The 22,615-nt window shown below is 66.5% G+C and carries 16 protein-coding genes and 1 tRNA gene; 10 read left to right on the forward strand and 7 right to left on the reverse strand.

The window, feature by feature from the left end; all coding sequences use genetic code 11:
- Positions 1 to 36 precede the first annotated feature (36 nt).
- Positions 37 to 2,160: a LysM peptidoglycan-binding domain-containing protein gene (locus VKP62_03075; GenBank protein MEB3196164.1), complete on the forward strand. Its 2,124-nt coding sequence runs from the start codon at positions 37 to 39 to the stop codon at positions 2,158 to 2,160.
- Between the two features lie 89 nt (positions 2,161 to 2,249).
- On the opposite strand, the gene VKP62_03080 is transcribed toward VKP62_03075, so the two are convergent.
- Positions 2,250 to 4,025 (reverse strand): FHIPEP family type III secretion protein, encoded by a 1,776-nt coding sequence (locus VKP62_03080; protein MEB3196165.1) that lies wholly within the window; start codon positions 4,023 to 4,025, stop codon positions 2,250 to 2,252.
- A 255-nt stretch (positions 4,026 to 4,280) separates the two neighbouring features.
- Here VKP62_03080 and gcvT point away from each other — a divergent pair, with 255 nt between their 5' ends.
- The 5 genes from gcvT (at position 4,281) to VKP62_03105 (ending at position 10,933) form a co-directional block, all read left to right on the forward strand.
- The gene (gene gcvT / locus VKP62_03085) at positions 4,281 to 5,408 is read left to right on the forward strand and encodes a glycine cleavage system aminomethyltransferase GcvT (GenBank protein ID MEB3196166.1); all 1,128 of its coding nucleotides are present in this window, start codon (positions 4,281 to 4,283) and stop codon (positions 5,406 to 5,408) included.
- A 3-nt stretch (positions 5,409 to 5,411) separates the two neighbouring features.
- Entirely contained in the window at positions 5,412 to 5,795 is a 384-nt protein-coding gene (gene gcvH / locus VKP62_03090; GenBank protein ID MEB3196167.1) for a glycine cleavage system protein GcvH, read from the forward strand.
- Positions 5,795 to 7,153, forward strand: a complete 1,359-nt coding sequence (gene gcvPA, locus VKP62_03095; GenBank protein MEB3196168.1) for an aminomethyl-transferring glycine dehydrogenase subunit GcvPA — start codon at positions 5,795 to 5,797, stop codon at positions 7,151 to 7,153. Before gcvH ends, gcvPA begins: the two co-directional genes overlap by 1 nt.
- 265 nt (positions 7,154 to 7,418) lie before the next feature.
- Positions 7,419 to 7,709, forward strand: a complete 291-nt coding sequence (locus VKP62_03100) for a stage V sporulation protein S (GenBank protein MEB3196169.1) — start codon at positions 7,419 to 7,421, stop codon at positions 7,707 to 7,709.
- Between the two features lie 86 nt (positions 7,710 to 7,795).
- Positions 7,796 to 10,933, forward strand: coding sequence for a BamA/TamA family outer membrane protein (locus VKP62_03105; protein ID MEB3196170.1), 3,138 nt, complete (start codon positions 7,796 to 7,798; stop codon positions 10,931 to 10,933).
- A gap of 79 nt (positions 10,934 to 11,012) precedes the next feature.
- On the opposite strand, the gene VKP62_03110 is transcribed toward VKP62_03105, so the two are convergent.
- From VKP62_03110 to VKP62_03120, 3 genes are all read right to left on the reverse strand, one after another.
- The gene (locus tag VKP62_03110) at positions 11,013 to 11,786 is read right to left on the reverse strand and encodes a hypothetical protein (protein MEB3196171.1); all 774 of its coding nucleotides are present in this window, start codon (positions 11,784 to 11,786) and stop codon (positions 11,013 to 11,015) included.
- Between the two features lie 67 nt (positions 11,787 to 11,853).
- Positions 11,854 to 13,803 (reverse strand): DEAD/DEAH box helicase, encoded by a 1,950-nt coding sequence (locus VKP62_03115; GenBank protein ID MEB3196172.1) that lies wholly within the window; start codon positions 13,801 to 13,803, stop codon positions 11,854 to 11,856.
- A gap of 119 nt (positions 13,804 to 13,922) precedes the next feature.
- Positions 13,923 to 15,692, reverse strand: coding sequence for a tetratricopeptide repeat protein (locus VKP62_03120; GenBank protein ID MEB3196173.1), 1,770 nt, complete (start codon positions 15,690 to 15,692; stop codon positions 13,923 to 13,925).
- A gap of 280 nt (positions 15,693 to 15,972) precedes the next feature.
- On the opposite strand from VKP62_03120, the gene VKP62_03125 reads away from it, so the two are divergent.
- On the forward strand, positions 15,973 to 16,527 hold the full coding sequence (locus VKP62_03125; protein MEB3196174.1) for an NUDIX domain-containing protein: 555 nt from the start codon (positions 15,973 to 15,975) through the stop codon (positions 16,525 to 16,527).
- On the opposite strand, the gene VKP62_03130 is transcribed toward VKP62_03125, so the two are convergent.
- Positions 16,511 to 16,807, reverse strand: a complete 297-nt coding sequence (locus VKP62_03130; protein ID MEB3196175.1) for a Dabb family protein — start codon at positions 16,805 to 16,807, stop codon at positions 16,511 to 16,513. The two genes, VKP62_03125 and VKP62_03130, sit on opposite strands and share 17 nt — an antisense overlap.
- Position 16,808: 1 nt before the next feature.
- A complete protein-coding gene (locus tag VKP62_03135; protein ID MEB3196176.1) occupies positions 16,809 to 17,138 on the reverse strand; it encodes a hypothetical protein in 330 nt (109 codons plus the stop codon).
- A gap of 145 nt (positions 17,139 to 17,283) precedes the next feature.
- Here VKP62_03135 and ung point away from each other — a divergent pair, with 145 nt between their 5' ends.
- Positions 17,284 to 17,982 (forward strand): uracil-DNA glycosylase, encoded by a 699-nt coding sequence (gene ung / locus VKP62_03140; GenBank protein MEB3196177.1) that lies wholly within the window; start codon positions 17,284 to 17,286, stop codon positions 17,980 to 17,982.
- A gap of 113 nt (positions 17,983 to 18,095) precedes the next feature.
- Here the strand turns inward: ung and VKP62_03145 are convergent, their stop codons facing one another.
- Positions 18,096 to 19,484 carry a HAMP domain-containing sensor histidine kinase gene (locus VKP62_03145; GenBank protein MEB3196178.1) on the reverse strand — a complete coding sequence of 463 codons (1,389 nt, stop codon included), beginning with the start codon at positions 19,482 to 19,484 and terminating at the stop codon, positions 18,096 to 18,098.
- A gap of 270 nt (positions 19,485 to 19,754) precedes the next feature.
- Here VKP62_03145 and VKP62_03150 point away from each other — a divergent pair, with 270 nt between their 5' ends.
- Positions 19,755 to 22,247, forward strand: coding sequence for an aminotransferase class I/II-fold pyridoxal phosphate-dependent enzyme (locus tag VKP62_03150; GenBank protein MEB3196179.1), 2,493 nt, complete (start codon positions 19,755 to 19,757; stop codon positions 22,245 to 22,247).
- A gap of 135 nt (positions 22,248 to 22,382) precedes the next feature.
- Positions 22,383 to 22,456: transfer RNA gene (locus VKP62_03155), tRNA-Pro, on the forward strand.
- Positions 22,457 to 22,615: the final 159 nt, after the last annotated feature.

Below are 22,615 nucleotides of genomic sequence, written 5' to 3' on the forward strand. Positions count from 1 at the left end.
GCGGGGCACACCCGGCTCGAGGTTTTGTAACCTGTCATGAACGCCTCTCCGTCTTACTCGTCGCGTCGCAATCGCACCCAGGTGACCGCTCCTGCGGGAGTGGATCCCATCGGTGCCTTCCTGCTCAACCAGCGGCGCGAGTTCGTTGGAAGTCGCGGCGAACGCCCTGATTATGATTCCGGCGAGAAGGTGACAGACCTCGGGGAGATCGCGCGCATTCTGTCGAACTGCGTGGCGGTGGAGCAACCCGAGGAAGATCTGGTGCTCGAGTTGTTGATGCTCGAGGCGATGCTGGAGGACGTACCGGTCAAGTCTCAGGCCATTTTGCAGCAGCTCGGGGAACTGGGCGACGAGGTGCGTGACGGCCTGCTGCCCCCCGGCATGATCAATGTCGACTCGCTTCGCCGGCGCACGCGTCGTCTGCGCCAGCAGCTGAGTGCCTTTGCCAGTCGGGTGTCCGCAGCCCTGGTGATGTTTTTTACCGGCACGCCGGCGCTGATTCAGGCTGCCCACGCGGCCGAGGACAGCCCCAAGGGGTTTGCCGTCGCCAATGCGCCGCTGGTTCGGGTCATCGACTCCGTGACGGGGCAAGGCGTTTCAGGGGTTCAGATCAAGACGATGGAAGAGCGTCTGATCGGCACCACCGACACGCAGGGCCAGGCGACGCTGTCGGAGGGATATCTGGAGACCGACTTGCTCAGCTTCGAGAAGGACGGGTACGACATGTACCTGCTGGATCGGACCCAGATGTCGGCACGCAACCTGGTGTCCATGAAGCCGCTCAAGGGTCTGGCCTCGGCTGGCGCCGGGGGCGCTCGTGGCGCGGCTGCGGGCGCGTCCGCCGGTCGTTCGGGTCTTTCGGATGCGTTGAGCCCGACGCGGCCAGGCGGAGCGGGCCGGGCGCTGGAAGGCCCCAAACTGGCGCACGGCGGGGCGGGTCACGCCCCGCACCTGACGGCCCCCAAGTCGCCGGCGAAACCCGGTGTGCCCGAACTGAAACTTCCTGTTCGGCCTCGGGCCAAGGGGGCAGAGGCCCATTTGCCTGCGAAACCCGAACTCGACGCCAAATTGCCGCACGCCGCGGGGGCGCATGGCGTCCACAAGCCTGACGGGGCTCACGCACCGGCCTCGCCGCAAGACAAACTGCGCCTCGCGATGGGAGGGGCTGGTTCTGCGCACAAGTCTGGCGCGCACGGCGCCAGCTCCCATTCTCTGCCGGGGCACGAGGCCAAGGCGCCCTCTGCGTCCGCGCACAGCGGACGTGCCGGCTCCGCGACTCACGCGTCCAAGGGTGGGGGGCACGCCGCGCCGCATGCCGCTCCGGCCAAGGCCGGCGGGCACGCCGCAGCGGTCCACGCCGAGCACAAGGATGCGACCGGGGGACATCAGTCGGGTCACGAGCCGGTTGCCGATGCCGCCGCGGCGGGCAAAGCGACCCGCGAAGTGCGCTTGCCTGTCCGCCCCAAAATGGCCGCCGGATCCGGGCATGCGGCATTGGCCGCCCACCCGGGTGGTCACGATGCGCCAACGTCTCATGCCGCGCCTGAGGCGCATGGGGGGGCGCACGCCAGCGCCGCGTCTCACGGCGGGCACGCCGGCAAGTCGGCTGCCGCCCACGGGGGCGCTTCTCACCTGGCCTCCCACGACACCGATCGCCAGATGTCCACCCCCGCGCTGCCGTTGCGCCCCCGTGCCACGCGTACCGTGGCGCACGGTGGGCACGCGGAGACGGCGCATGTGGTCATTCCCCGCCGCCTGCCTCAGGCGCGCTATCATCTTTCCGAGCATCAGGCGCAGGCACCAGCGGGCGGTGGCGCCCTGTATCGGGTGCGCCCCGGGGACACCCTGTCTGGCATTGCCAAGCGAACCCTCGGCAGTGCGGGACGGTGGAACGAAATTTATCAGGCCAACCGCGACAGTGTTCCCAATCCGTCTTTCCTGCGGGTGGGGCAAAACTTGAGCTTGCCGACGGTGTCGGTGGCCGGGCGTTCGGGCCGGTCCACTTATCGCGTTCGTCCCGGGGATTGCCTCTACACGATTGCCTCATCGCAACTGGGTAACGGCCGCCGCTGGCAGGCCATCTGGCAGATGAACCGAGAACGGATTCGCAACGCGCGCATCATTCATCCCGGCCAGGTCTTGATGATCCCCAACGCGTGATGGCTCAGGCCTGCTTGGGCTGAGTGGCCCCCAGACGTGTTCCTCGTCCCCTGGGCGGCGCGCGTCCGGAGAAGGCGGGAGCCCTTTCGCTAGCTGCCAATCAGGCTGACGGTCCCGATGCCCTGGGCCTGGTACTGCGGGTGAATCTCCGCAAACGACAGCACCGTCAGGTGGGGAAGTTCGCGCTGACAGAGGTCCCGCATGAATGGTCGGATGCGAGGGTCACACAGCACCACTGGCTGGTCGAGATGGCCACATTGGACTACCAGCCGACTCGTCAACAAGTCCCGCTGCGAGGAACTCAGGGACAGGGTCTGGCCCAGCGTACCTGTCTGGATACCGTCCAGCAGGGCGCCCTCGACCGAGGCATCGAGGAGGATCACGTCGATCACCTGGTCTGGATTGGCCACCGCGGCACACAGCTGGCGCGAGAGTGCCTTGCGGACCAGTTCAGTCAGCACCAGGGGATCGTTCAACGGTCGGATCTGCGCCGCCATTTCCATCAGCATGAGGTTTTCCACGGTGGCCCGGTTGGGACCGAACTGGTTCGCCAGATAGAACGGATGAACTGGTTTGGCCGCGACTGCCAGCGTCTCCAGAATGGTCAACTGGTCTCGGATGCTGACCTGCTCCCGCAGTAAATTTTTCAAGATCTGGTGGTAGTCGCACAGTTCCAATTTCTCAGCGAGCACGGCTTCGATGGTCTGGGGGTGGCGTTCCCTCAGAAAGTCGAGCATGACCGTCAGCTCTTCCATGGCGAACATTTCGTGGGCGTGGCGGCGAATGGTGGCCTCCAGGTGTCGGGCCAGCAATTCATTGCATTCCAGCACGGTGTAGCCCAGGTTACGCAGGCGGGTGCCAGCGGCGCGTGGCACCCAGATGGCTGGCCTGCGCGTGACCGGGTCGCGGGTGGCGAAACCGGCAATTTGAGGCGGCATGGCATCCGCGTGGGGACTCTCGACGGCCAGGTGATAGCCCAGCACCAGCTCCCCTTCGGCCACCGCGTGGCCCCGGACGCGAATCACGTAGGCGTTGGGACGCAACTCCACGTTGTCACTGATGCGTACCCCAGGACAGATGAACCCCAGGTCCTGGGCAATGTCCGCGCGCATCGGACCGATGCGAGACATCATGTCGCCACCAAGGGCGGGATCGACCAAATTGATGAGGTCCATGCCCAGGTCCAGTTCGACCGAGGTCACGCTCAAGGTCGTGAGCATGGCCTCGGGATGCAGCAGGTCCTCTTCGTCTTCTCCCTGGAGAAATTCGCCCCCGACTCCGGTCGGGGCTTCATCCGAGAGCAGATGATTCAAGTCCTCCGGAACCGTCGAGCGAGCGCCTCCGCGCGCGGGCTCCGCTTCGTCGGCTGGCTCGAACGGCAAGGTCGCGAACATGTCGTAGAACAGCGGGTAATCACGGAACATCTCCCGACTGGCGAGCAGGTTGCGGTAAAGTCCGTGGATGATTTCCAGCGCCTCGGCCTGCACCTGAATTTCGCTGTTCTTTTCCAGCAATTCGGCGGCCCGCTCGGCCTTCTTCAGTTCCTGTTGGTTGTCGCGATAATGGTCGAGCAGCGCCGTGATGTTGAATTTCAGATACACGGACAGCTTGATCTGGGCGGCCATTTCTTTGATGCGACTGGGCCCCAACGCGAGGTCCAAAGGAATGGTGGCGCGGTCGATCGGCACCGGACTTTCGGCCGTTCGCAAGGCAAACTGCAACTGATCAAACAGGGGCCGGGCTGCCAGTTCCCGCTGGCGGGCCAGCGCCACGGCTGACCGGAAGGCATCCCGGCGATCGTCCAGCTCGGCGCCGGGTCGGATGGGCTGCATCCGGCCAAACCAGGATCTCAGTTTGTCGAACACCGCCATCTTCGGCGCTCCCTCAGGGCCTCACATGCGCCCCCCGTCTTCCTCTTACCCGCTCCCTGCGGCCTGCAATCCTGCTGAACGCTTGCTGCGCAGCCGTCCGACTGCCCAGGGCCCTTGGTCGGGGCACGTGCAGCGGCCCCGGGCGTTGCCTGGTTGCCCTGGGAGCACGAAATGACGCCGTTTCTTGCCTTGACCCTCATTCTGGCCGCGTGATACATTGAGCACGCCAGAAGGGACTGCCAGCCGGCCATGACCGAACTTTCCACGCCCGCGACCCTGTCGCGTACGCCCCTCCATCAGGAGCACTGCTCGCTCGGAGCCAGAATGGTTCCCTTCGCGGGATGGGAGATGCCGGTCCAGTACAGCGGCATCCTGGATGAGCACCACGCGGTTCGACAGGCCGCAGGCCTGTTCGATGTCTCTCATATGGGGGAGTTCCAGGTGCGGGGCGTTGGGGCGGAGGCCTTTGTGCAACGGGTCGTCGCCAATGATGTGGCCCGTTTGGCGGCGGACCAGGCCCTCTACACTCAATTCACCCGTCCGGATGGGGGTACCGTGGATGACTTGCTGGTCTACCGGCGCCCGGATGGCTTCTTGCTGGTGGTGAATGCTTCCAACATCGCCAAGGATTGGGCTTGGCTGAAGGGCCACCTGTCCGGCGACGTGGAGCTCACGGATGTGTCCGATGATACCGCCATGTTGGCTTTGCAAGGGCCGTGCGCCGAGCAGATTTTGGCGCCCATTGCGGTGCTGCCCACACCTCTGTCCTCGCAAGGGGCGTTCCGCTGGCAGGATGGTCTAGTCGCTGGTCTGGCCTGCACCGTGGCCCGCACGGGGTACACGGGCGAGGATGGCTTCGAAATTTTCTGCGCGCCGGCGGACGCCCCCGCGCTGTGGCGCGCGTTGCTGGCAGCCGGCGCCGAGCACGGCCTGAAGCCGGCCGGTCTGGGGGCCCGGGACACGTTGCGTCTCGAGGCGGGCTTGCCCCTTTACGGCCACGAGCTGACGGACCAGATCAGCCCGGTGATGGCCGGCCTCACCTGGAGCGTGAAGCTGGATAAAGGGGATTTCCTCGGGCGTGAGGCCCTGACCGCCCAGCGCGCCGGGAGCATGTCGGCTCGCGTGGTGGGTCTGGTGTTGGAAGGCCGGGCGATCGCCCGGCAAGGTTACGCCGTTTTCGCCGCGGGCCAGCCGGTCGGTGAGGTCCTCTCCGGCACGCTCTCGCCCACGCTGCAACAACCCATCGCGACGGCGCTCGTGGCGGCCTCCGCCATCGACAGCCCCTTGACCGTCGAGATTCGCGGGCAGCAACATGCCGCCACGCTGGTGCGTTTGCCGTTCTATCGTCGCCCCGCCACCACGAGAGATGGAGCTTGAGTCATGACCTTGCCCGCGCAGATTGCCTTCGTTTCCTCCCACGAGTACCTGGTTCCCGATGCGGAAGGGGCCACCATCGGCATCTCCAAGTACGCCGCTGAACAGCTCGGGGACGTCGTCTTCGTCGAGTTGCCCCCGGTTGGGAAGCAGCTGGCACGCGGGGAGTCGTTCGGCGTGGTCGAGTCGGTCAAGGCCGTCTCGGACCTGTATGCTCCGATGGCGGGTGAAGTGGTGGCCGTCAACGAGGCCCTGAATCAGGAGCCCGGGCTGGTCAGTGAAGATCCTTACGGGCAGGGGTGGATCATCCGGATGAAGGGCACGCGTCCGGAGGCTGGGGACGGCCTGATGGATGCGGCCGCCTATGAGGCCTACCTCGGAGGATTGTGATGAACCCTTATCTTCCCCTGTCTGCCGACGACCGTCGCGAAATGCTGGCGGAGGTCGGCTTTCCTTCCTTTGAAGCCATGGTCGCCCACGTGCCGGCCAGGTTGCGTTTGCCTGAACTGCGCCTACCGGAGGGACTCAGCGAATTTGAAGTTCAGGCCGCGATGCGCGACCTGGCCGCACGGAACCGGGTTCCGGATGGCCGCACCTTCCTTGGTGCCGGCGTGTATCAGCGCTTCGTGCCGGCAGCGGTCGACGCCCTGGTCTCGCGTGCCGAGTTCTACACGGCGTATACGCCCTACCAGCCTGAGGTCAGCCAGGGGACGCTGCAGTACACCTATGAGTACCAGAGTCTGATCTGCGCCCTGACGGGCATGGACGTGTCAAACGCCAGCCTGTACGACGCATCGACCGCCGTGGCGGAAGCCGCGTTCATGGCCATGCGGATCACCGGTCGTCGAGACGTCGTCGTGGCCGACACCGTGCATCCGGAATACGTGGAAGTGCTGCGCACCTACGCGCGGGGGCCGGAGCCGACGGTCCGCCTGGCCGCGACCTCGGATGGCCTGCTGGACCCGGAGTCATTGCCCTCGCTGCTGTCCAGTGAAACGGCCTGCCTGGTCGTTCAGACGCCCAACTTCCTCGGACTGGTGGAGGCGATGCCAGCCCTCGCCGAGGCGGCGCACGCGGTGGGGGCCTTGCTGGTGGCGGTGGTGGACCCCGTCTCGCTGGCCGTGCTGACCCCGCCAGGGGACTACGGCGCCGATATCGTGGTCGGCGATGGTCAGTCTGTCGGCAATCTGCCCCAGTTCGGGGGGCCTCACGTGGGCTTCATGGCCTGCCGGAGCGAGCATTTCCGCCAGCTGCCCGGTCGCATCGTCGGGGCCACCGTCGACTCGCGCGGAGACCGCGCCTACACGCTGACCTTGCAGACGCGCGAGCAACACATCCGCCGCGAAAAGGCCACCAGCAACATCTGCACCAACCAGGCCCTTTGCGCGCTGGCCGTGACCGTCTACCTGTCGCTGGCCGGGGCCGAGGGGTTGCGCCAGGTGGCGGAAACCTCTGCGGCACGCGCCCACGACCTGGCCCGTCGCATCGCGGCTTTGCCGGGTTACCAGCTGGCCCATGCGGGGCCCTTCTTGCATGAGTTCGTGGTGCGGGCGCCCGTTCCTGCGGCCGCCTTGCTTGAAGCCCTGGAAGCTCAGGGGATTCTGGGCGGCGTGGCACTCGAACGCTGGTTCCCCGACCGTGAGCGGGATTTCCTGGTGGCGGTCACGGAGGTCAACACCCCCGCGGCCCTCGAGGCCTTCGTGGCGGCGCTGGCGGCCTGCGCCAGTGCGACCGTTCCCTCACGTTGACGGCCTGCGCCAGCGCGAGCTTCCCTCGCGCTGGCGGCTCCCTGCGCGCTGCTCCTGGACGTGGTGGGCGTTCCGGTTGCCCCCCCCCAGCCTGAGCTGCCTGCTTGCACGCCAAGTCCAATGCCTCCCTGGCATCTGGCACGAAGGCCTGGGGCAAACCTTGTCTGATCTGGCCTTCGCCCGACGGCGTGGCGGGCGTACCATCGCGGATGTCAGCGGAGTTCTCGGATGTGACGCTGCCGTCTGACACGAGGAGGGTCGCCTGGTGTTATCGAAGCAAGCTCCCCCCAAGCGGGTTCCCCTGTTACGCGTCTGTTCCAATTCCAACCCGGCCTCGGTGGCCGGGGCGATCGCCGGCGTGATCCGCGAAACGGGTCACTGCGAGGTGCAGGCCATCGGGGCGGGGGCGGTCAATCAGACGGTCAAGGCGATCGGTATCGCCCGCGGCTACGTGGCTCCATCTGGCCTGAACCTGGTCACGATTCCTGCCTTTCTGGACATCGAGGTGAATGGCGAGGAGCGCACGGCCATTCGTTTCATCATCGAGCCGCGTTGACAGGGGGCCGCAAGCCCCGTTAGTGTGAGGCCGCAGGAGGGTACGAGCCCAGGGGGGCTCGGCCCCTCCCTTTGGCAGAGGTCTCTTTGCATCGGTTCCGTTTTGCGTTATCCACTCTGGCCCTGACCCTGGCCCTGGGAGGCCCTTTCGCGGCTCCCGCCCGGGCTCAGACCGCGTTGTTCGAGCCGGGCAGCAGCTGGACGACCCTGCAGACGCCTCACTTCCGCATCTATCACACGCCGGAGCTGGCCCACAAGGCCCGCGAGGTGGCTGCCATTGCCGAAGACGCCCACCGCCTGCTGGTTCCCATGATGCAAGTGGAGCCTCCGGACGTGACGGAGGTGGTGATCTCGGATGTCTTTGACGAACTGAACAGCCTCGCGCACAACAGCCCGCACCGGGCGGTCTGGCTCTGGATGACGCCGCCGAATCCGGATGAGGGGATGCCGATCGGGCGTTATGACCAGTGGTTGCGTCTGCTCTTCATTCACGAATACACCCACATCCTGCAATTTGAACACACGCCCTGGCTGGTCAATCAGATCAACTCCGCAGCCGGTGGCTTCATCTTCAGCCAGTTGCCGACCCTGCCGATCGAGGTGACGCTGCAACTGCCGGACCTGCTCACCAACGTGCCTTCCTACTTCACGGAAGGGTTGGCGGTGTATACCGAGAGCAAGTTCACCGGCGGCGGACGCGGCCTCGAGGGCGATTTCGAGATGACGCGTCGCATGGCCTTCTGGGAGGGCAAGGTTCCCGCTTACGATCAGGTGTTCGGGCGATATATGCTCGAATGGCCGATGGGCGGCTATGAATACACCTGGGGCAGCGCCTTCATCGCCCACCTGGTGGCGCGCCACGGGGAAAAGGCGCCCGCCGAGATTCTCCGGCAGTACGGGGTGTTTCCCTACCTGGGCTTCGACAATGCCGTGTGGCGGGCCACCGGGGAGACGGCGCAGCAGATCTGGGCCGATATGGTCCGAACCCTGGGGGCGCGCTACGAGGCCGAGCGGCTGGTCTGGAAAGCGCGCGCGGACAAGCGGGAGACGCTGGCGCGCTTTCCGGTGCCCAAACTGGTGACCGACACCGGCCGTCACCATCGCCATCCACTCTGGTTGCCCGATGGAACGCTCTGGTACACGGAGGCCGCTCGTAACCAGTCCGCCAAGATCTACGCCGACAAGCTGGATGGTTCGCCGCGCGAAGTGGTGATGTCCAAGAGCACCCGCTCGGCCGTGTCGGTCGCGGAAAATCCAGATCTGGTTTACTACGAAGCCGACACCTCCGAGTCTCCCCGCGGTCTGACCAGCTACCGAGACATCTTCGTGCTGGACCGCAAAACCAAGAAGAAAAAACAGCTCACCAAGAATGCGCGGCTGTTCGCGCCGATGGTGTCGCCTGATGGCAAGCGCCTCGTGGGCGTTCCCAACGGTGGGGGGAAAACCGGTCTGGCCATTTACGACGCCGCCTCCGGTCGTCACCTGCGAGAATGGCTGTTCGACCAGAATGCTTACCAGTTCGGCAATCCGGTCTGGTCGCCGGATGGCAAGCGTCTGGCCGTGGCCGTCTGGCATGCCGGCACCCGTGACCTCTGGTTGGTCGACGCGGAAAAAGGCGACATGAAGCCGCTCTGGCGCGACCTCGCGCTCGATTTTTATCCGACCTGGACGCCTGATGGACGGGGCTTGGTGTTCGTCTCGGATCGCACCGATGGGGTGTTCAACGTGCACGTCTTCGACCTGGCGACCCGACGCCTGCGGGCCCTCACGGATGTGCCCGGGGGGGCCTTTGACCCGGTTGTTTCGCCGGATGGCAAGCAGATTGCCTTCGCCACCTATTCGGGCCGCGGCTATGACATCGCCCTGATCCCCTTCGAGGCGGCACCCGCCCCGCACGGTGTGGCGGTGCGCTCGGCCGGTCCCGTGCCGGAACTGCCGAGCCTGCCCCCCGCCACCATCCGGGGCATCTCGCCCTACAATCCGCTCACGACCATGGGGCCGAGTACCTGGTTCCCGCTGTTTTCGCAGGACGAACAGGGCCGCAATGTCACGCTCTACACTTACTGGCAGGACTTGCTGCGGCAGCAAAGCTTGGTGCTGATCGGGGGATATGGTCTCAACAGCGGACGGTTGAATTACGGCTTCAACTACGGCAACTCCGCGGGTGCCTTGCCGTGGTCACTGTTTGCCATTGAATATGCGGGCCTGGGGCGTCAGCCATTGTTTCCGGACAAGGAAGTCCCAGAGGATATCGTCTGGGCCAACCGCTGGCAGTGGAACAAGTCGGCCACCCTCTCCATGCAATGGCCCGGATTGCGCTACCCCCTGTTCGAACCCCCACCCATCACCGGGGACAACTGGACCTTCGGTCTGCGCACCGAGCGGGTGGAAGACTATGCGCTGGAAATCGAGGATACGGCGGTTCCCGACAAGTACGCGGACAAGTTCCCGGCCGATCAGCGGCTGACGCCCGTGATGAATGGCGATCTGCCGGCCGTCTGGACGGCGGATAACCCGGGAAGCTACCACAGCGCTTTCGTCCAGTGGCAGCGGGCCCAGAGTGTACGCTGGCCCTACGATTACGGTCCTTCAGAGGGACAGCTGACCACGCTGGGGGCCGAGCAAGGCATCCCGGTGGCCGGGATGCCCGTGGAGCGAACCTTCACGCGCTTGTGGGCAGACCACCGGTTCTATGTGCCTTTGCCGCAGAAGCATTCGCTGGCGCTGCGGACCACGGGGGGCTTGGTCTACAACCGCAATGGCGACTTTTACATGGCAGCCTGGCGCGCCCCGTTCGGCTATCAGCCACTGTCGACGCTGAACCGCTGGGACCTGACTTCCGCGACGGATTATTCCAACCGGATGATTCTGCTGCGCGGCCACAATTTTGCCGTGGGCAATCGGGTGGTGTCGGCGGGGTTGGAGTATCGCTGGCCGATCATGGAGGTCATGCGGGGCTGGGGCGAATTCCCCTTGTTCATCAACCAGCTGTATGGGGTGGCGTTCCTGGATGGGGGAGCCTTCTGGGGCGTCGATTCCACGAGTCTCGACCTCCCGACCTTGAATGACACCCTGAGCGGCACCGGCGCAGAATTGCGGGCGCGCACCGCCGCATTTCAAGGTGTGCCGGTGGATCTGCGGTTGGGCTTCGCCCAGGGCATCACCCGTGGGGCTTCTCTGCGCGGCGATTTTCAGGTCAACTGGGGGCTCGGAACCACGTTCTGAGTTGGCTCATCGGGTCCAATCAGGCTGACCGGTCGGTTCCCCGGGAGTGCCCCGGGCGTTTCTGGCGCCACGGGTGCCGTCAGCCGCCTCGCGTGGGCGCTGACTCGGCCTTCAGGGCCAGCTTGCCCCGCCAGCGTCCGCGAATTCGTCGCTGGCGCTTGCGCCAGGCCGCTTGCAAGGCCAGTCCGTAGCCGGTCGCGACCAGGGCGATCAGGGCGATCGCCACGCCATCCGTGATCGGCACGCCAAAATCCCGCCAGTACTGACCGTCGTGGAGGTCATAGAACAGCTGGAGGCGCCGTTTCCCCTCGCGGTCCTCCGGATTCTCGTGGGCTCGGTGGGTCATGAAGGGGCCACCGGGCCTCGCTTGAACCCAGGTTCCTCGCGCGCTCACAAGGACCATGCCGCCGTCCGCGTTGAGGGCCAGGCTGGCCACTGCGGGCTGACCGGCCGGCAGTGGCACGGGGGCCCAGTGGGCGCCATCGTCGACGGAGCGCCAGACGCCGCGATCCCGCAAGACCACCCACAGCGTTCGGGTCGGACGTGTGGTGAACAGCAGGCTCGAGACCTGCACGGCCTTGACGGGCATCGGCAGGTTTTCCCAGTGTTTGCCCCCATCCGGGCTCACGAACAGCCCATCGTTCGTCCCGACAAAAAGCTGGCGGGCGTTGGCCGGGTTGACGGTGCTGCTCAGAATGTAACGCTGATGCGGCGTCGTGGCCGGGAGCGGCGGCGCCAGGCGCCCCTGCAACCAATCCTTGTGGTTGAGGCCCAGGGTGGTGCAGGCGGCCAGCAGGATCAGCGGCGAACTGACAAGACCGATCAGACGATGCAGGTGGCGCTGGTTGGACATGGGGGCAGGGGGGATTCCTGAACATCAAAAAGGACCCGCGGGCAGCGGGTCCTCAGGGCACGCCGGCTCAGACCGTCGCTGCTTCAGTGGTTTTCTTGGCCCGGGTCGCGCGCTTGACGGGGGCCTTTTCCTCCACGACAGGTTCGGCCACCGCCTTGGCGCGGGTGGTCCGGGTCTTCTTGGGCGCTTCCGTCACCTCGGCAGCGGGCGCTTCCGCCGCTTCCGTCCGCTTGGTGGTGCGACGCTTCTTGGGCGCTTCCACCGCTTCGGTCGGAACAGCCATCACCACGGGGGCGGCTTCCGGTTCCGCGCTGGCCTTGCGCACCGACCGCTGCCGGACCGGCTTGGGCGCTGCCTCACCCGCTTCGACGGGCGCTGGACGCGCGGGCGCGGCCACCGGTGCCGGGGCGGCAGCCGGCTCAGCGGCCGCCGGGAAGCCGGCACCATTCATCTCACCTTGGCCGCCTTGGCGACCGCCGCGGCCCCGTCCGCCGCGGCGGCGGCGACGGCCCTCTCGGCGGCCCTGGTCCTGACCCTCACCCCGGTCTTCGGCTTGGGGCTGATCCGGTGCCTGAGGCGCCACATCGAGCCACGCCTCGGCTTGCGGCGTCTGCGACAGCAGGGCCGCCAGGATGCGCCGCGAGTCGCCACGCGACATCAAGGCGTCCACCAGGCCCCGATAGGGCTCGGTATTCGCGGCTTCCGACGAGATGGCCTGGAAAATCTGCGAGGCCACGCCGGCCTGCTCCGGGGTCAAACGGGCGCCACGGCCGTCGAAGCGACCAGGTGCCTGTCCGGACGGTTGACCAGGCCTTCCGTTCGGTTGACCCGCTTGAGCCGCCGGCGCAGCGGGCTGTCTCGGGCCTGCTGGCGCGGGGGCCGCGGCGTGAGGCTGCCGAGGGGCTTGGGCCTGACCGCCCCCTTGGGTTTGCTTGAGGTCGCGCATGATGTTCTGGAAGTCGCGCTCCTCTTCCTGCGTGACCAGCGTGAAGGCAATTCCCGACTTCCCGGCGCGCGCCGTCCGGCCGCTGCGGTGGATGTAGGTGGCCGTGTCGCGGGGAACGGTGAAGTGGAAGACGTGCGAGACGGCGGGAATGTCCAGCCCGCGCGCCGCCACGTCGGTGGCCACCAGCACGTTCAGCTCGCCGTCCCGGAATTGCTGCAGCGTGGTCAGGCGCTTCTCCTGGGGGATGTCGCCCGTCAGGATGCCGATCGTGATGCCTTCCCGCTTCAGACGCTGATGCACCCAGGCGGCTTCCACCTTGGTCTCGCAGAAAATGATGGCGGATGCCACATCCGGGTTGCGCAGCAGTGTGCCCATCGCCTGGATTTTCTTGTCTTTGGGGACGCGCGCGAATTTGTGGGTCAAGCCCACGGCAGGGGTAAAGCCAGAACTCACTTCGATTTTCTCCGGGTTGCGCATGTACTTGTGCGCAATCTTGACGATTTCGGGGGGGAACGTGGCGCTGAAGAGCAGCGTCTGTCGATGCGCGGCGGGCACGCGATCGAGGATGTATTCCAGGTCGTCCTTGAAACCCATATCGAGCATCTCGTCCGCTTCGTCGAGCACCACCACCTTGCAGGTGTCGAGGTGCAGGTAGCCGCGTTCGATGTGGTCGCGCAGCCGGCCCGGGGTGCCAACCACCACCGGGGCCCATTGCATCTTGTCGATCTGGGTCTCGATCTTCACGCCGCCGAACACCGCCGCCACGATGATCTGCATCTTTTCGGCCACGCGTGCGAGTTCGTCAGAGACCTGCAGGGCCAGCTCACGCGTCGGGCAGATCACCAGCACCTGGGTGTCCGGGTTGGTCGGATCGATCCGCTGAAGGGTGGGCAGGCCAAACCCGAGGGTCTTGCCCGTGCCGGTGCGCGCCTGCACCATCAGGTCTTTGCCCGATTGCACATGCGGAATGGCTTCGTCCTGCACCGCCGTGGCGTGGGTGTACCCCATTTTTCCGAGCCCCTCGAGTAGGTCGGGGTGTAGCTCGAAGTCGGTGAAGGGTTTTGGAGACAAGGAGAAGCGTTCCTGTAGAGCGTGCAGGCCGTGAAGACCCGGTAAGACGCCTCAGTATACCACACCCCGTTCGCGCCCATCAGGCGCGGAACGCTGCTCGCATCGCGACACGGCGGGGGTTATTTCTTGCCGAACAGGCCTCCGAAGAGACGTGCCAGTCCCCCCCCTTTGCGAGAGGCCTCCAGGGCCTCGCGAATCTGTCGATAGCGGGTCAGGGCTTCCTCGGTCAGCGGGCTGGCCGCGAGGCGCCCCTGATCCAACGCTTCGAGGATCTCGTCGTAGCAACGGAGCGCGGGTTCCAGACGTCCGGCTTGCTCCAGCAACTTGGCCAGGTCGAACTGACAGGTCCAGTGCTGGGGATTCAGTTCCAGCGCCTTGTCCATCGACTCCAGCGCGGGTTGCACATCGCCCCGGGCGGCCAGAATCAGTCCGGCGTGGTAGTGCAGGTCAGCGTCTTGGGGCTTGATTGCGAGGGCCTTGTCGCTCGCCTCCAGCGCTTCCTGATGACGGCCGGCCCGACTCAGGGCCAGCGACCAGGCATCGAGCAGCGACGCGTCATCCGGATGAACTTCGAGCGCGCGCTCGTAAGCGTCGGCGGCCTGGCGATGGCGGCCCTCGGCATCCAGCACCTGGCCGAGCACGCGCTGAATATCAGCGCCGACCTGGTCCAGGTCGAGCGCCTTCTCGATGGCTTCGCGCGCGCCCTGGTTGTCTCCCCGGGCCAGCGCCACCTGGGCCAAACCGGCGGGAATACGGGCGTCTTGCGGCGCAATCGGCAGCGCCCGCTGGAGATAGGCCAGCGCCTTCTCCGCGTCCCCCTTCTGGAGGTAGAGCGGCCCCAGGTTCACGTAGCAGGTGGCCTGCTGGGGATCCAGCAGCAAGGCCTTCTCGTAGGCGGTGATGGCATCTTCTACCTTGCCCTGGGCTTCGTGGGCCCGCCCCAGGTGAATGAAGCCGTCGGCATACTTGGGATTGATGCGCACGGCGTTCAGGAAGGCCGCCAGGGCCATGTCCACCTTGCCGCGCCGCAGGTGAACCAGCCCCATCTTGTCGCAAGCGAGGAAATGGCTGGGCTGCAGTTCCAGCGCCTTCTTGTACTCCGTCAGGGCCGCGTCCCAGCGTTCCAGGCGTTCGTACACCTCGGCCATGCCGAGACAGGTGTCGGCGGCTTGCGGATCGAGCCGGGTGCTCTCTTGAAAGGCCTGAAACGCCTTTTCGACCTCCTTGGCGGCGAGATACCAGCGGCCCAGGTGGTAATGGCTGCGCGCAAAGGTCGGTTCGAGCGCCAGGGCCTGGTCCAGCTGACGGCGCGCCAGATCAGCATCTCCCGCCTCCAGATTCAATTCCGCCAGGTCCAGCAGGTGTTCCGGGTTTTCGGGAAAGCGTTGGTGCGCTTGTTCGAAGAGGGTCCGCGCATCGGCCTTCCGGCCCACCCGGGTGTAAAGCCGGCCGAGCAGCGACATGGCACCCTCATCCTGGGCGTCCAGCTTGCGGGCCAGAACCAGCTTCTCGATGGCCTGTGGGTACTCGCCACGCCCCTGCAGAATCAGCCCCATCTCGATGAACGGGCGCGGTGAGGCGGGGTTCAACTCAGCGGCACGCGTGAGAATGCCGACCGCCTCCTCGGCACGTCCCCAGCGCCCCACCACCCGACCGAGCGAGAGGGTCGCGTCGAATCGTTTGGGTTCCAGTTCCAGCGCCTTTTGCAGGGCGTCGATCGCTTCCTGCGGCCGCCCTTTCTGGCGATAGGCTTCACCCAAGGCGGCCATCACGTCAGCGTCTGCCTCGCCCGACCGGATCAGTTCCAGAAAAATGGGAATGGCTTCATCCAGGGCGTGGCGCTTGAGCGCGGCGAGGCCTTCGGATTTGGTCTTGGGGGCGGCTTCCATGGCGCAGCAGTCTCCTGGCGTAAGGACCGGGGGATCATAGCACAGGGGGCTGCCCGCCGTCGGCTCGCGTGTCAGCCAGGCTGACCCGGCAAGACCGCGCCGAGCCGCCTCCAGCCCCGCTGCGAGGCGATGGCCAGGCACTGCCCCGCGGGCATTCGCCACCTCACGTCGCGGACGCTCGTCGAAAGGAGGCCGGCGCAGTACCATGGCGGCTGCCGACGTGCGGGGGATCGCGAACCGCGCGCGGCCCTGCCGTCTGCTCCCGCGAGGAGGTCCCCCCTTGGACATTCACGAAGCCACCGCGGTCTACGTCTTTGACCCCGACTTCACGCAGTTGCTGTTCGTGCGCCACCGCAAGCCCCCGCTGGCGGGCCGCTGGTTGCCGCCGGGCGGCCACGTCGATGCGGGGGAAACGCCGGAAGAGGGGGCCGTGCGGGAGGTCTTCGAGGAGACCGGCCAGCAGGTCGAATTGCTTGATATGACCCCCGACTTGCCTCGCCACGGGAGTCCGCGCGCCTGGCGCATGGCCAGCCCCTGGCTGGTGCAGGTCGAGGACCTGGGAGACCATCGCCATCTCGACTTCGTCTACGTGGCGGTGGCGACGGCGCCTGGGGCCCTCATCACGGAACCCGACCAGCCGGCCCGCTGGTGGGGAGCCGAAGCGGCCGAAGATGCGGCGGTGCTGGAGGACTGTCGCACGCACGCGGCGCACCTGTTCGCGCAGCGCGAGCGCTTCCGCTCGCTCTGGCAAGCGCAGCGTGCGTTGCGGAGCGCCCCGGTGGAGGAGGCGGGCGCCCCGAGCGGGCAGCCGGCGGGGGTCAGGCCGGGGTCGTGAAGTCGACGATCGCCCGGGCCTTCATGTAGGGGGCCAGGTGCGCGGCGATCGCCGCCTGATGAGCCGGGTGATTGACGTAGGCCAGGCAGCCGTCGAGATCGTCGTGTTCGGACACGAGCGCGTGCGAGTAGGTGGTGTCACGCGGCGACACGTTCCGGCCCATACGCAGGCTGTGCAGCTCCGGAATCGTGTCGACCAGACCTTCGAAGGCCGCGATCATGGCCGTCTCCTGGGCTTCGGTCTGGCCTTCAATCTGGAACAGGACGAGGTGCTTGAGCATGTCAGGCCTTCTTGGCGCCCGCAATGCGGCGCGACAGTTCCAGCATGAAGGCGGCGGGGTCCGCCGGGGTGACCACCAGCCAGGGCAGCAGGGCGCGATCGAGTTCGATGCTGACGGCCTTGCCGAGCAGGTCGACGTGGTTCGCGTGCAGTTCGCTCCACAGCTCGTAACCCCGTTTGACCTGACGCATGCTGCCGTAGGGAATCTCTCGCAGTACCAGCATGCCGTTCAGCGCCACGATCTGCAGGCTTTGCTCGCCCAGTCGGTAGTCGACCAGCTGCGGCAGTTCGGGCATTTGGGGCAGATTGGGCAAATTGAAGGGCAGGTTCACGGGCATGGGCCTCCATCGGAACAAACGCCCATGATCGTACCACGCGCCAGGCTGGCGGGGTTCCAGCTGGATGCCGGAGGGTACAACCTGCAGGGAGGGGGCAGCCGGAACTGCCTTCCCCCGTGCGCAAGCCACAGGTGCCTCGATGACGGAACCCGCCTTACCACCCGTCGAACCTCGTCTGGATGAGAGCTGGAAGCGGGTGCTGGCCGCCGAATTCCAGCAGCCCTACTTTCGCGCGCTGAAAGCCTTTCTGTTGGCCGAACGGGCTGCTGGGAGAACGTTCTATCCGCCGGGGCGGCTGATCTTCAACGCCCTCGATCGCACCCCGTTCGAGGCGGTGCGGGTGGTGTTGCTGGGCCAAGACCCTTACCATGGCCCTGGTCAGGCCGAGGGGATGTGTTTTTCGGTGCCGCGCGGCGTGGCGATTCCGCCCTCGCTGCAGAACATTTTCAAGGAACTGCAGGCCGACCTGGGGCTGGCGAACCCGGGACACGGGCATCTGGGCGCCTGGGCGGCGCAGGGCGTGTTGCTGCTCAACGCCACCCTGACGGTGCGGGCCCACCAGGCGGCCTCGCATCACGGTCAAGGTTGGGAAACCTTCACCGACGCGATCATCCGGGAGTTGAACGTCCGACGCGAGGGCCTGGTGTTCGTCCTGTGGGGGCGTCACGCCCAGCAGAAAGGACGGTTGGTCGACGCCACGCGGCACCTGGTCTTGAAGGCGGCCCATCCGTCGCCCCTGTCGGCCACCAACGGTTTTTTCGGCTGCCGCCACTTCTCCGCGATCAATCGCTGGCTGGTGGCGCGTGGTCAGGCGCCGATCGACTGGCGCCTGACCTGACCCGGCGCGTGGCCGGGCTGGATTGCGACACGCGGGAGGGGGGAAGCGCTGCAGAAGGCACGCTTTGGGCGGATGGCGGGTTTTTCGCTTGCCACCGAAGCTGCCCGCCTGATTCAGGCCGTGAGGGGCTCCGTCGCCAGCGGGGGCGTCGGCGCATCGAGCTGGCCCAACGGCAATTCCACCCGGAAGCAGGCGCCCTGGTCTGGCTGACTCTCCACCCAGATGCGGCCCCCGTGGGCCTCCACGATGGCCCGACAGATCGACAACCCCAGGCCCACCCCGCCAAAGCGCCGCCCCAAGGTCCCCTCGACCTGATAAAAACGTTCGAAGATGGGGACGTGGTGCTCGGCCGCGATGCCGATGCCCGTGTCGGCCACGTCCAGTTGGGCCACGCCGGCCCCTGGCGTCAGCCGGACCGTCACGTGGCCTCCAGGCGGGGTGAACTTGAGCGCATTGGTCACCAGGTTGGAGACCATCTGGCGCAGGCGGGCGTGGTCCCCCACCAGAGGGATGGCCTCCTCGGCCTCCACCTGCAGGGTCACGGATTTGGCCTCGAACATGCCCCCGTGTTCCCGGATCACGCTCTGGACCGTCTCGCGCAGGTCCCTGCGCGCGTGGGCGGCCAGCGGCGGCAGACCCGATTCCAGCTTGGCGTAGGTCAACAGGTCCGAGACCATCTGACGCAACCGTTCCGCGCTGCTGGCCACATCGTCGAGCACCCGCGTGCTGCGAGGCTCTGAGGCGAGCTGCGGATGGTTCCGCAGCAAGAAGATGCCCGTCAAGATGGCCGTCAGCGGCGTGCGCAGCTCGTGGCTGACGGTGTGCAGAAATTCGCTCTTCATCTCATCGAGCGCGCGCAGCTCCGCGTTTTTTCTCTCCAGCTCCCGCTGGACGTTGCGCAGCAGAAAGATCACCATCCAGATGCCCACCAGCAGGTGCAACACCCCGGAGGAGAAATAGCCCACCCAGGCCCAGGCCGTTCCCCCGATGACTGGAAACAACAGGGTCAGGGCGCCAATGCTGCCCACCAGCAGGCCCAGCACCTTGTTGGATTGCTGCTGGTGGGTGCTCGGCAGGCGCCACAGGGCCAGGCCCAGCGCCCAGTGGTTCCAGACCATCGCCAGGACGCCTGGAATCAGCGCCATTTCAAGCCTGCGGGTGGTGACGGCCAGGACGAGCCCCAGCACCAGGCAGAACGCGTGGCCTTTCCAGCCGGGGCCATGCAGGGGGTCTTCGGAGGCCACCTCACTGGCGCAGCGAAAGACCAGGAAGGCGCCCAGCTGGTACAGGCCAACCAGTGGGATCAAGACCACCAGATGGTGCGAACTGCCGACGCTGGAGACGAGCAGCACGAAGATCAGCAGGAAGACCGCGTAGCTCCAGGTCCAGCTCTGGAAGAAGGGTTCCCGATAGATGCGGGCGATCGAGAAGGAGAAGATCAGGGGAATCAGGAATCCCAGCAGGTTCGTCAGCTTGCCCAGCGTGATCGCTTCGATGAACACCGTTGCTCCATTCCTCTCGCCGCACCCGGCCTGGCTGCTCAAACCAACCGTCTGAGGGCGATTTCGTTCCCCACATACCCGGCCCGAACCCCTTGTTGGTGCGCCGTCGTCGGCGCGACGGGTCGGGACCTCGCTGGCCGCTCGTTGTTGCTTGCGGCAACCATGGGCGTTTCATGCCAGAGGCCGGTTTGCGCGGGGGGGGGGGTACAAGTTGCCTGTTGACCAAATTGTGAGAAAGGTCGTTTCTCTGTCAAGTGGGAGGGTTGTGACGTGCGCAAGGCCGCCGACTATCTCGATGCGTGTGATCGCAGCCTGGGGCAAGCCGCTCAGCGGGGTTTGATGTACCGCACGGCCGAAGACCAGGCCTGCGATGGCCGTCTGATCACCCTCGACGGCGAGCCCTTGCTCCAGTTCGCCTCAGGCAGCTACCTGGGCCTGGAAATGGACCCGCGCCTGAAGGCCGGGGCGATCGATGCCATCCAGCGCTATGGCACCCAGTTTCCCTCGTCGCGCGCCTTCGTCTCGGCCCCGCTGTATGCCGAGTTGGAGGAGCGCCTCGGGGCGATTTTCGGCACGCCCACCTTGGCCACGGCCAGCTCGACGCTGGCGCACCTGGCGGCCATTCCGGTGCTGGTCAATGAGGACGATGCGGTGCTGATCGATCAGCAGGTTCACGCCACCGTTCAGTCGGCCCTGAACCATGTGCGCGTGCACGGCGTGCCGGTCGAGGTGCTGCGCCACAATCGACTCGATTTGCTGGAGGCGCGAGTGCTGGAGCTGTCGCGGCGCTACCGACGGGTCTGGTACATGGCCGACGGCGTGTACAGCATGTTCGGCGACGTCGCCCCGATGCCGCCGCTGATGGATATGCTCGAGCGCCACCCTGCCCTGCACTTCTATCTGGACGATGCCCACGGGATGAGCTGGACCGGGCAACGCGGCCGTGGGCACGTCCTGGAAGCCTTGCCGGCGCATCCGCGCCTGTATGTGGCGACCTCGCTGGCCAAGAGCTTCTCGTCGGGGGGCGGGGCGCTGATCATTCCCGACGCCGAATTGCGCCGCAAGATCCGCACCGTCGGTCCCTCGCTGATCTTCTCCGGGCCCCTGCAACCCGCCAATCTGGGGGCGGCGATCGCCTCGGCCGAGATTCACCTGTCCGAGGAAATCGCCGGCCTGCAGGCGGACCTGCGCACCCGCCTGGAACATTGCAACGCGCGCTGTCTGGCGCTCGGGTTGCCGCTGCTCTCGACCGACCTGGTGCCGATTCGCTTCATCGCCACGGGACTGCCGCGCGCCAGCTATGAACTGGTCGAACGGCTGAAGCGGGACGGCTTCTATGGCAACACGGCGGTCTTTCCCGCCGTGCCGATGCAGCGGGCGGGGCTGCGCTTCACGATCACCTGTCACCAGCAGCTGGCGGATATCGACGCCTTCCTCGCGGCGGTGGCGCGCCACCTGCCCGAGGTGCTGGAAGCCGAGGGCAGCAGCCTGGAGGAGGTGTTCGAGACCTTCGAGATTCCGACGAAACGGGCGATCGCCGCGGCGGATGTGCCTCCCGTGCGGGAATCGCTCGGGGGCACAGGGGGAGCTGGGGGGGCCTTTCGGGTGGCGCCCGAGAACCTGCGGGTGCGGCACGTGCGGACGATTGGGGAAGTGGATGCGGCCGTGTGGGATGCTTGCTTCGGGCGCCGGGGCAGCTTCAGCCACGAAGGCCTGCGCTGCCTGGAAGCCATTTTTGCCGAAGCCGCCCGTCCGGAGCATCGCTGGAACTTTCACTACCTCTGGGTCGAGGACGCGGAGGGCCGGATCGTGGCCGCCAGTTTCTTCACCGATGCGCTCTGGAAGGACGACATGTTGGCGCCCGCGCCCGTCTCGCGTGAGGCGGAGGCGCTGCGACGGACCGATCCGCTGGCCCTGTCTTCGCGTTATTTCGCCATGGGCAGCCTGCTGACCGAGGGAGAGCACCTCTACCTCGACCGGCAGCGCGACTGGCGGGCCGCCCTGCAACTGCTGCTGCGGGAGGCCGCTCGCCTGCAGCGCGCGAGCGAGGCCGATCACCTGGTGGTGCGCGACGTGCCCGATGCCGATCACGAATTGTCGGACTGGCTGTCAGCTGCCGGTTTCGTGCGCTTTGCCATGCCGGAGGTGCTGGTCCAGACGCTGGATTGGCAGGACGAGGCGGCGTGGCTGGCGAGCCTGTCCAAGAAGGCCCGCCGGCATGTCCGCAAGGAGGTGCTGGGGTGGCGATCGCTCTATGAGGCCCGGGTGTATGGCCAGACCGCTGAGGCGCCCGGGGCGGCGCGCCTGGCGCACTGCCATGCCCTGTATCGCCAGTTGCAGCAGCGCCAGCTGGAAATCAACACCTTCGAATTGCCGGACACCACGCTGCCCACCCTGCTGGCGTCGCCGGCCTGGGAACTGGTCACCCTGCGCAAGCGGCCCTCGCCCGAGCAGCCGGATCCACCGGAAATTGGCATGTTCGTGAGCTTCATCGGCCCGGAGGCCTACGTGCCCGTCTTCGCCGGACTGGACGACGCGCACGTGGGGCGCGAGGGGCTCTATCGCCAGGTGCTCTGGCAGATCATCCAGCGCGCCCGGCACCACGGGGCCCGGCAGATCCGCTACGGGATCGGCGCGACGCTGGAAAAGCGCCGGGTCGGGGCGCAGGTGCAGCACGTGTCGCTCTGGTTGCAGTCGCGCGACCTCTACGCCATGGAGCGGGTCGGCCACATGATGCGCGACGTGCGGCCCGGCGCGGTTTGACGCGCGATAGGCCGTGTGTCCCAGGCCCTTTTGGGCCGAATCGCCCGGCCGGAAAAGGGCTGACGCCGCAGACCCAGGCCCGCCCACCCGCTCGCCTTGCGCCCTCGCGCGCCCCTGTGCTATGCTTCGTCCGTTCGGGGCGTAGCGCAGCTTGGTAGCGCACCACTTTGGGGTAGTGGGGGTCGTGGGTTCAAATCCCGCCGCTCCGACCTGGACCCCCACTAACGTGGGGGTCGAGTCTACGAACAACAGACGGTCAGCACGCTTTGGGCGGGCTGGCCGTCGGTGTTTTGTCTGGCCCCGCCGTCGAGTTCCCGAACGCCATGCAGCCTTCGCCCTCAAGACGCGAGGCCGGTGTCCCGAACTTC

The sequence above is a fragment of the Candidatus Sericytochromatia bacterium genome (genome assembly GCA_035285325.1).
Lineage (GTDB): Bacteria > Cyanobacteriota > Sericytochromatia > S15B-MN24 > JAQBPE01 > JAYKJB01.

Excerpts from the sequence above, each read along its gene's own strand:
- VKP62_03075 (MEB3196164.1), top strand. The coding sequence starts at position 37 with ATGAACGCCTCTCCGTCTTACTCGTCGCGTCGCAATCGCACCCAGGTG.
- gcvT (MEB3196166.1), top strand. The coding sequence starts at position 4,281 with ATGACCGAACTTTCCACGCCCGCGACCCTGTCGCGTACGCCCCTCCAT.
- gcvH (MEB3196167.1), top strand. The coding sequence starts at position 5,412 with ATGACCTTGCCCGCGCAGATTGCCTTCGTTTCCTCCCACGAGTACCTG.
- gcvPA (MEB3196168.1), top strand. The coding sequence starts at position 5,795 with ATGAACCCTTATCTTCCCCTGTCTGCCGACGACCGTCGCGAAATGCTG.
- VKP62_03110 (MEB3196171.1), bottom strand. The coding sequence starts at position 11,786 with ATGTCCAACCAGCGCCACCTGCATCGTCTGATCGGTCTTGTCAGTTCG.
- VKP62_03120 (MEB3196173.1), bottom strand. The coding sequence starts at position 15,692 with ATGGAAGCCGCCCCCAAGACCAAATCCGAAGGCCTCGCCGCGCTCAAG.
- VKP62_03130 (MEB3196175.1), bottom strand. The coding sequence starts at position 16,807 with ATGCTCAAGCACCTCGTCCTGTTCCAGATTGAAGGCCAGACCGAAGCC.
- ung (MEB3196177.1), top strand. The coding sequence starts at position 17,284 with ATGACGGAACCCGCCTTACCACCCGTCGAACCTCGTCTGGATGAGAGC.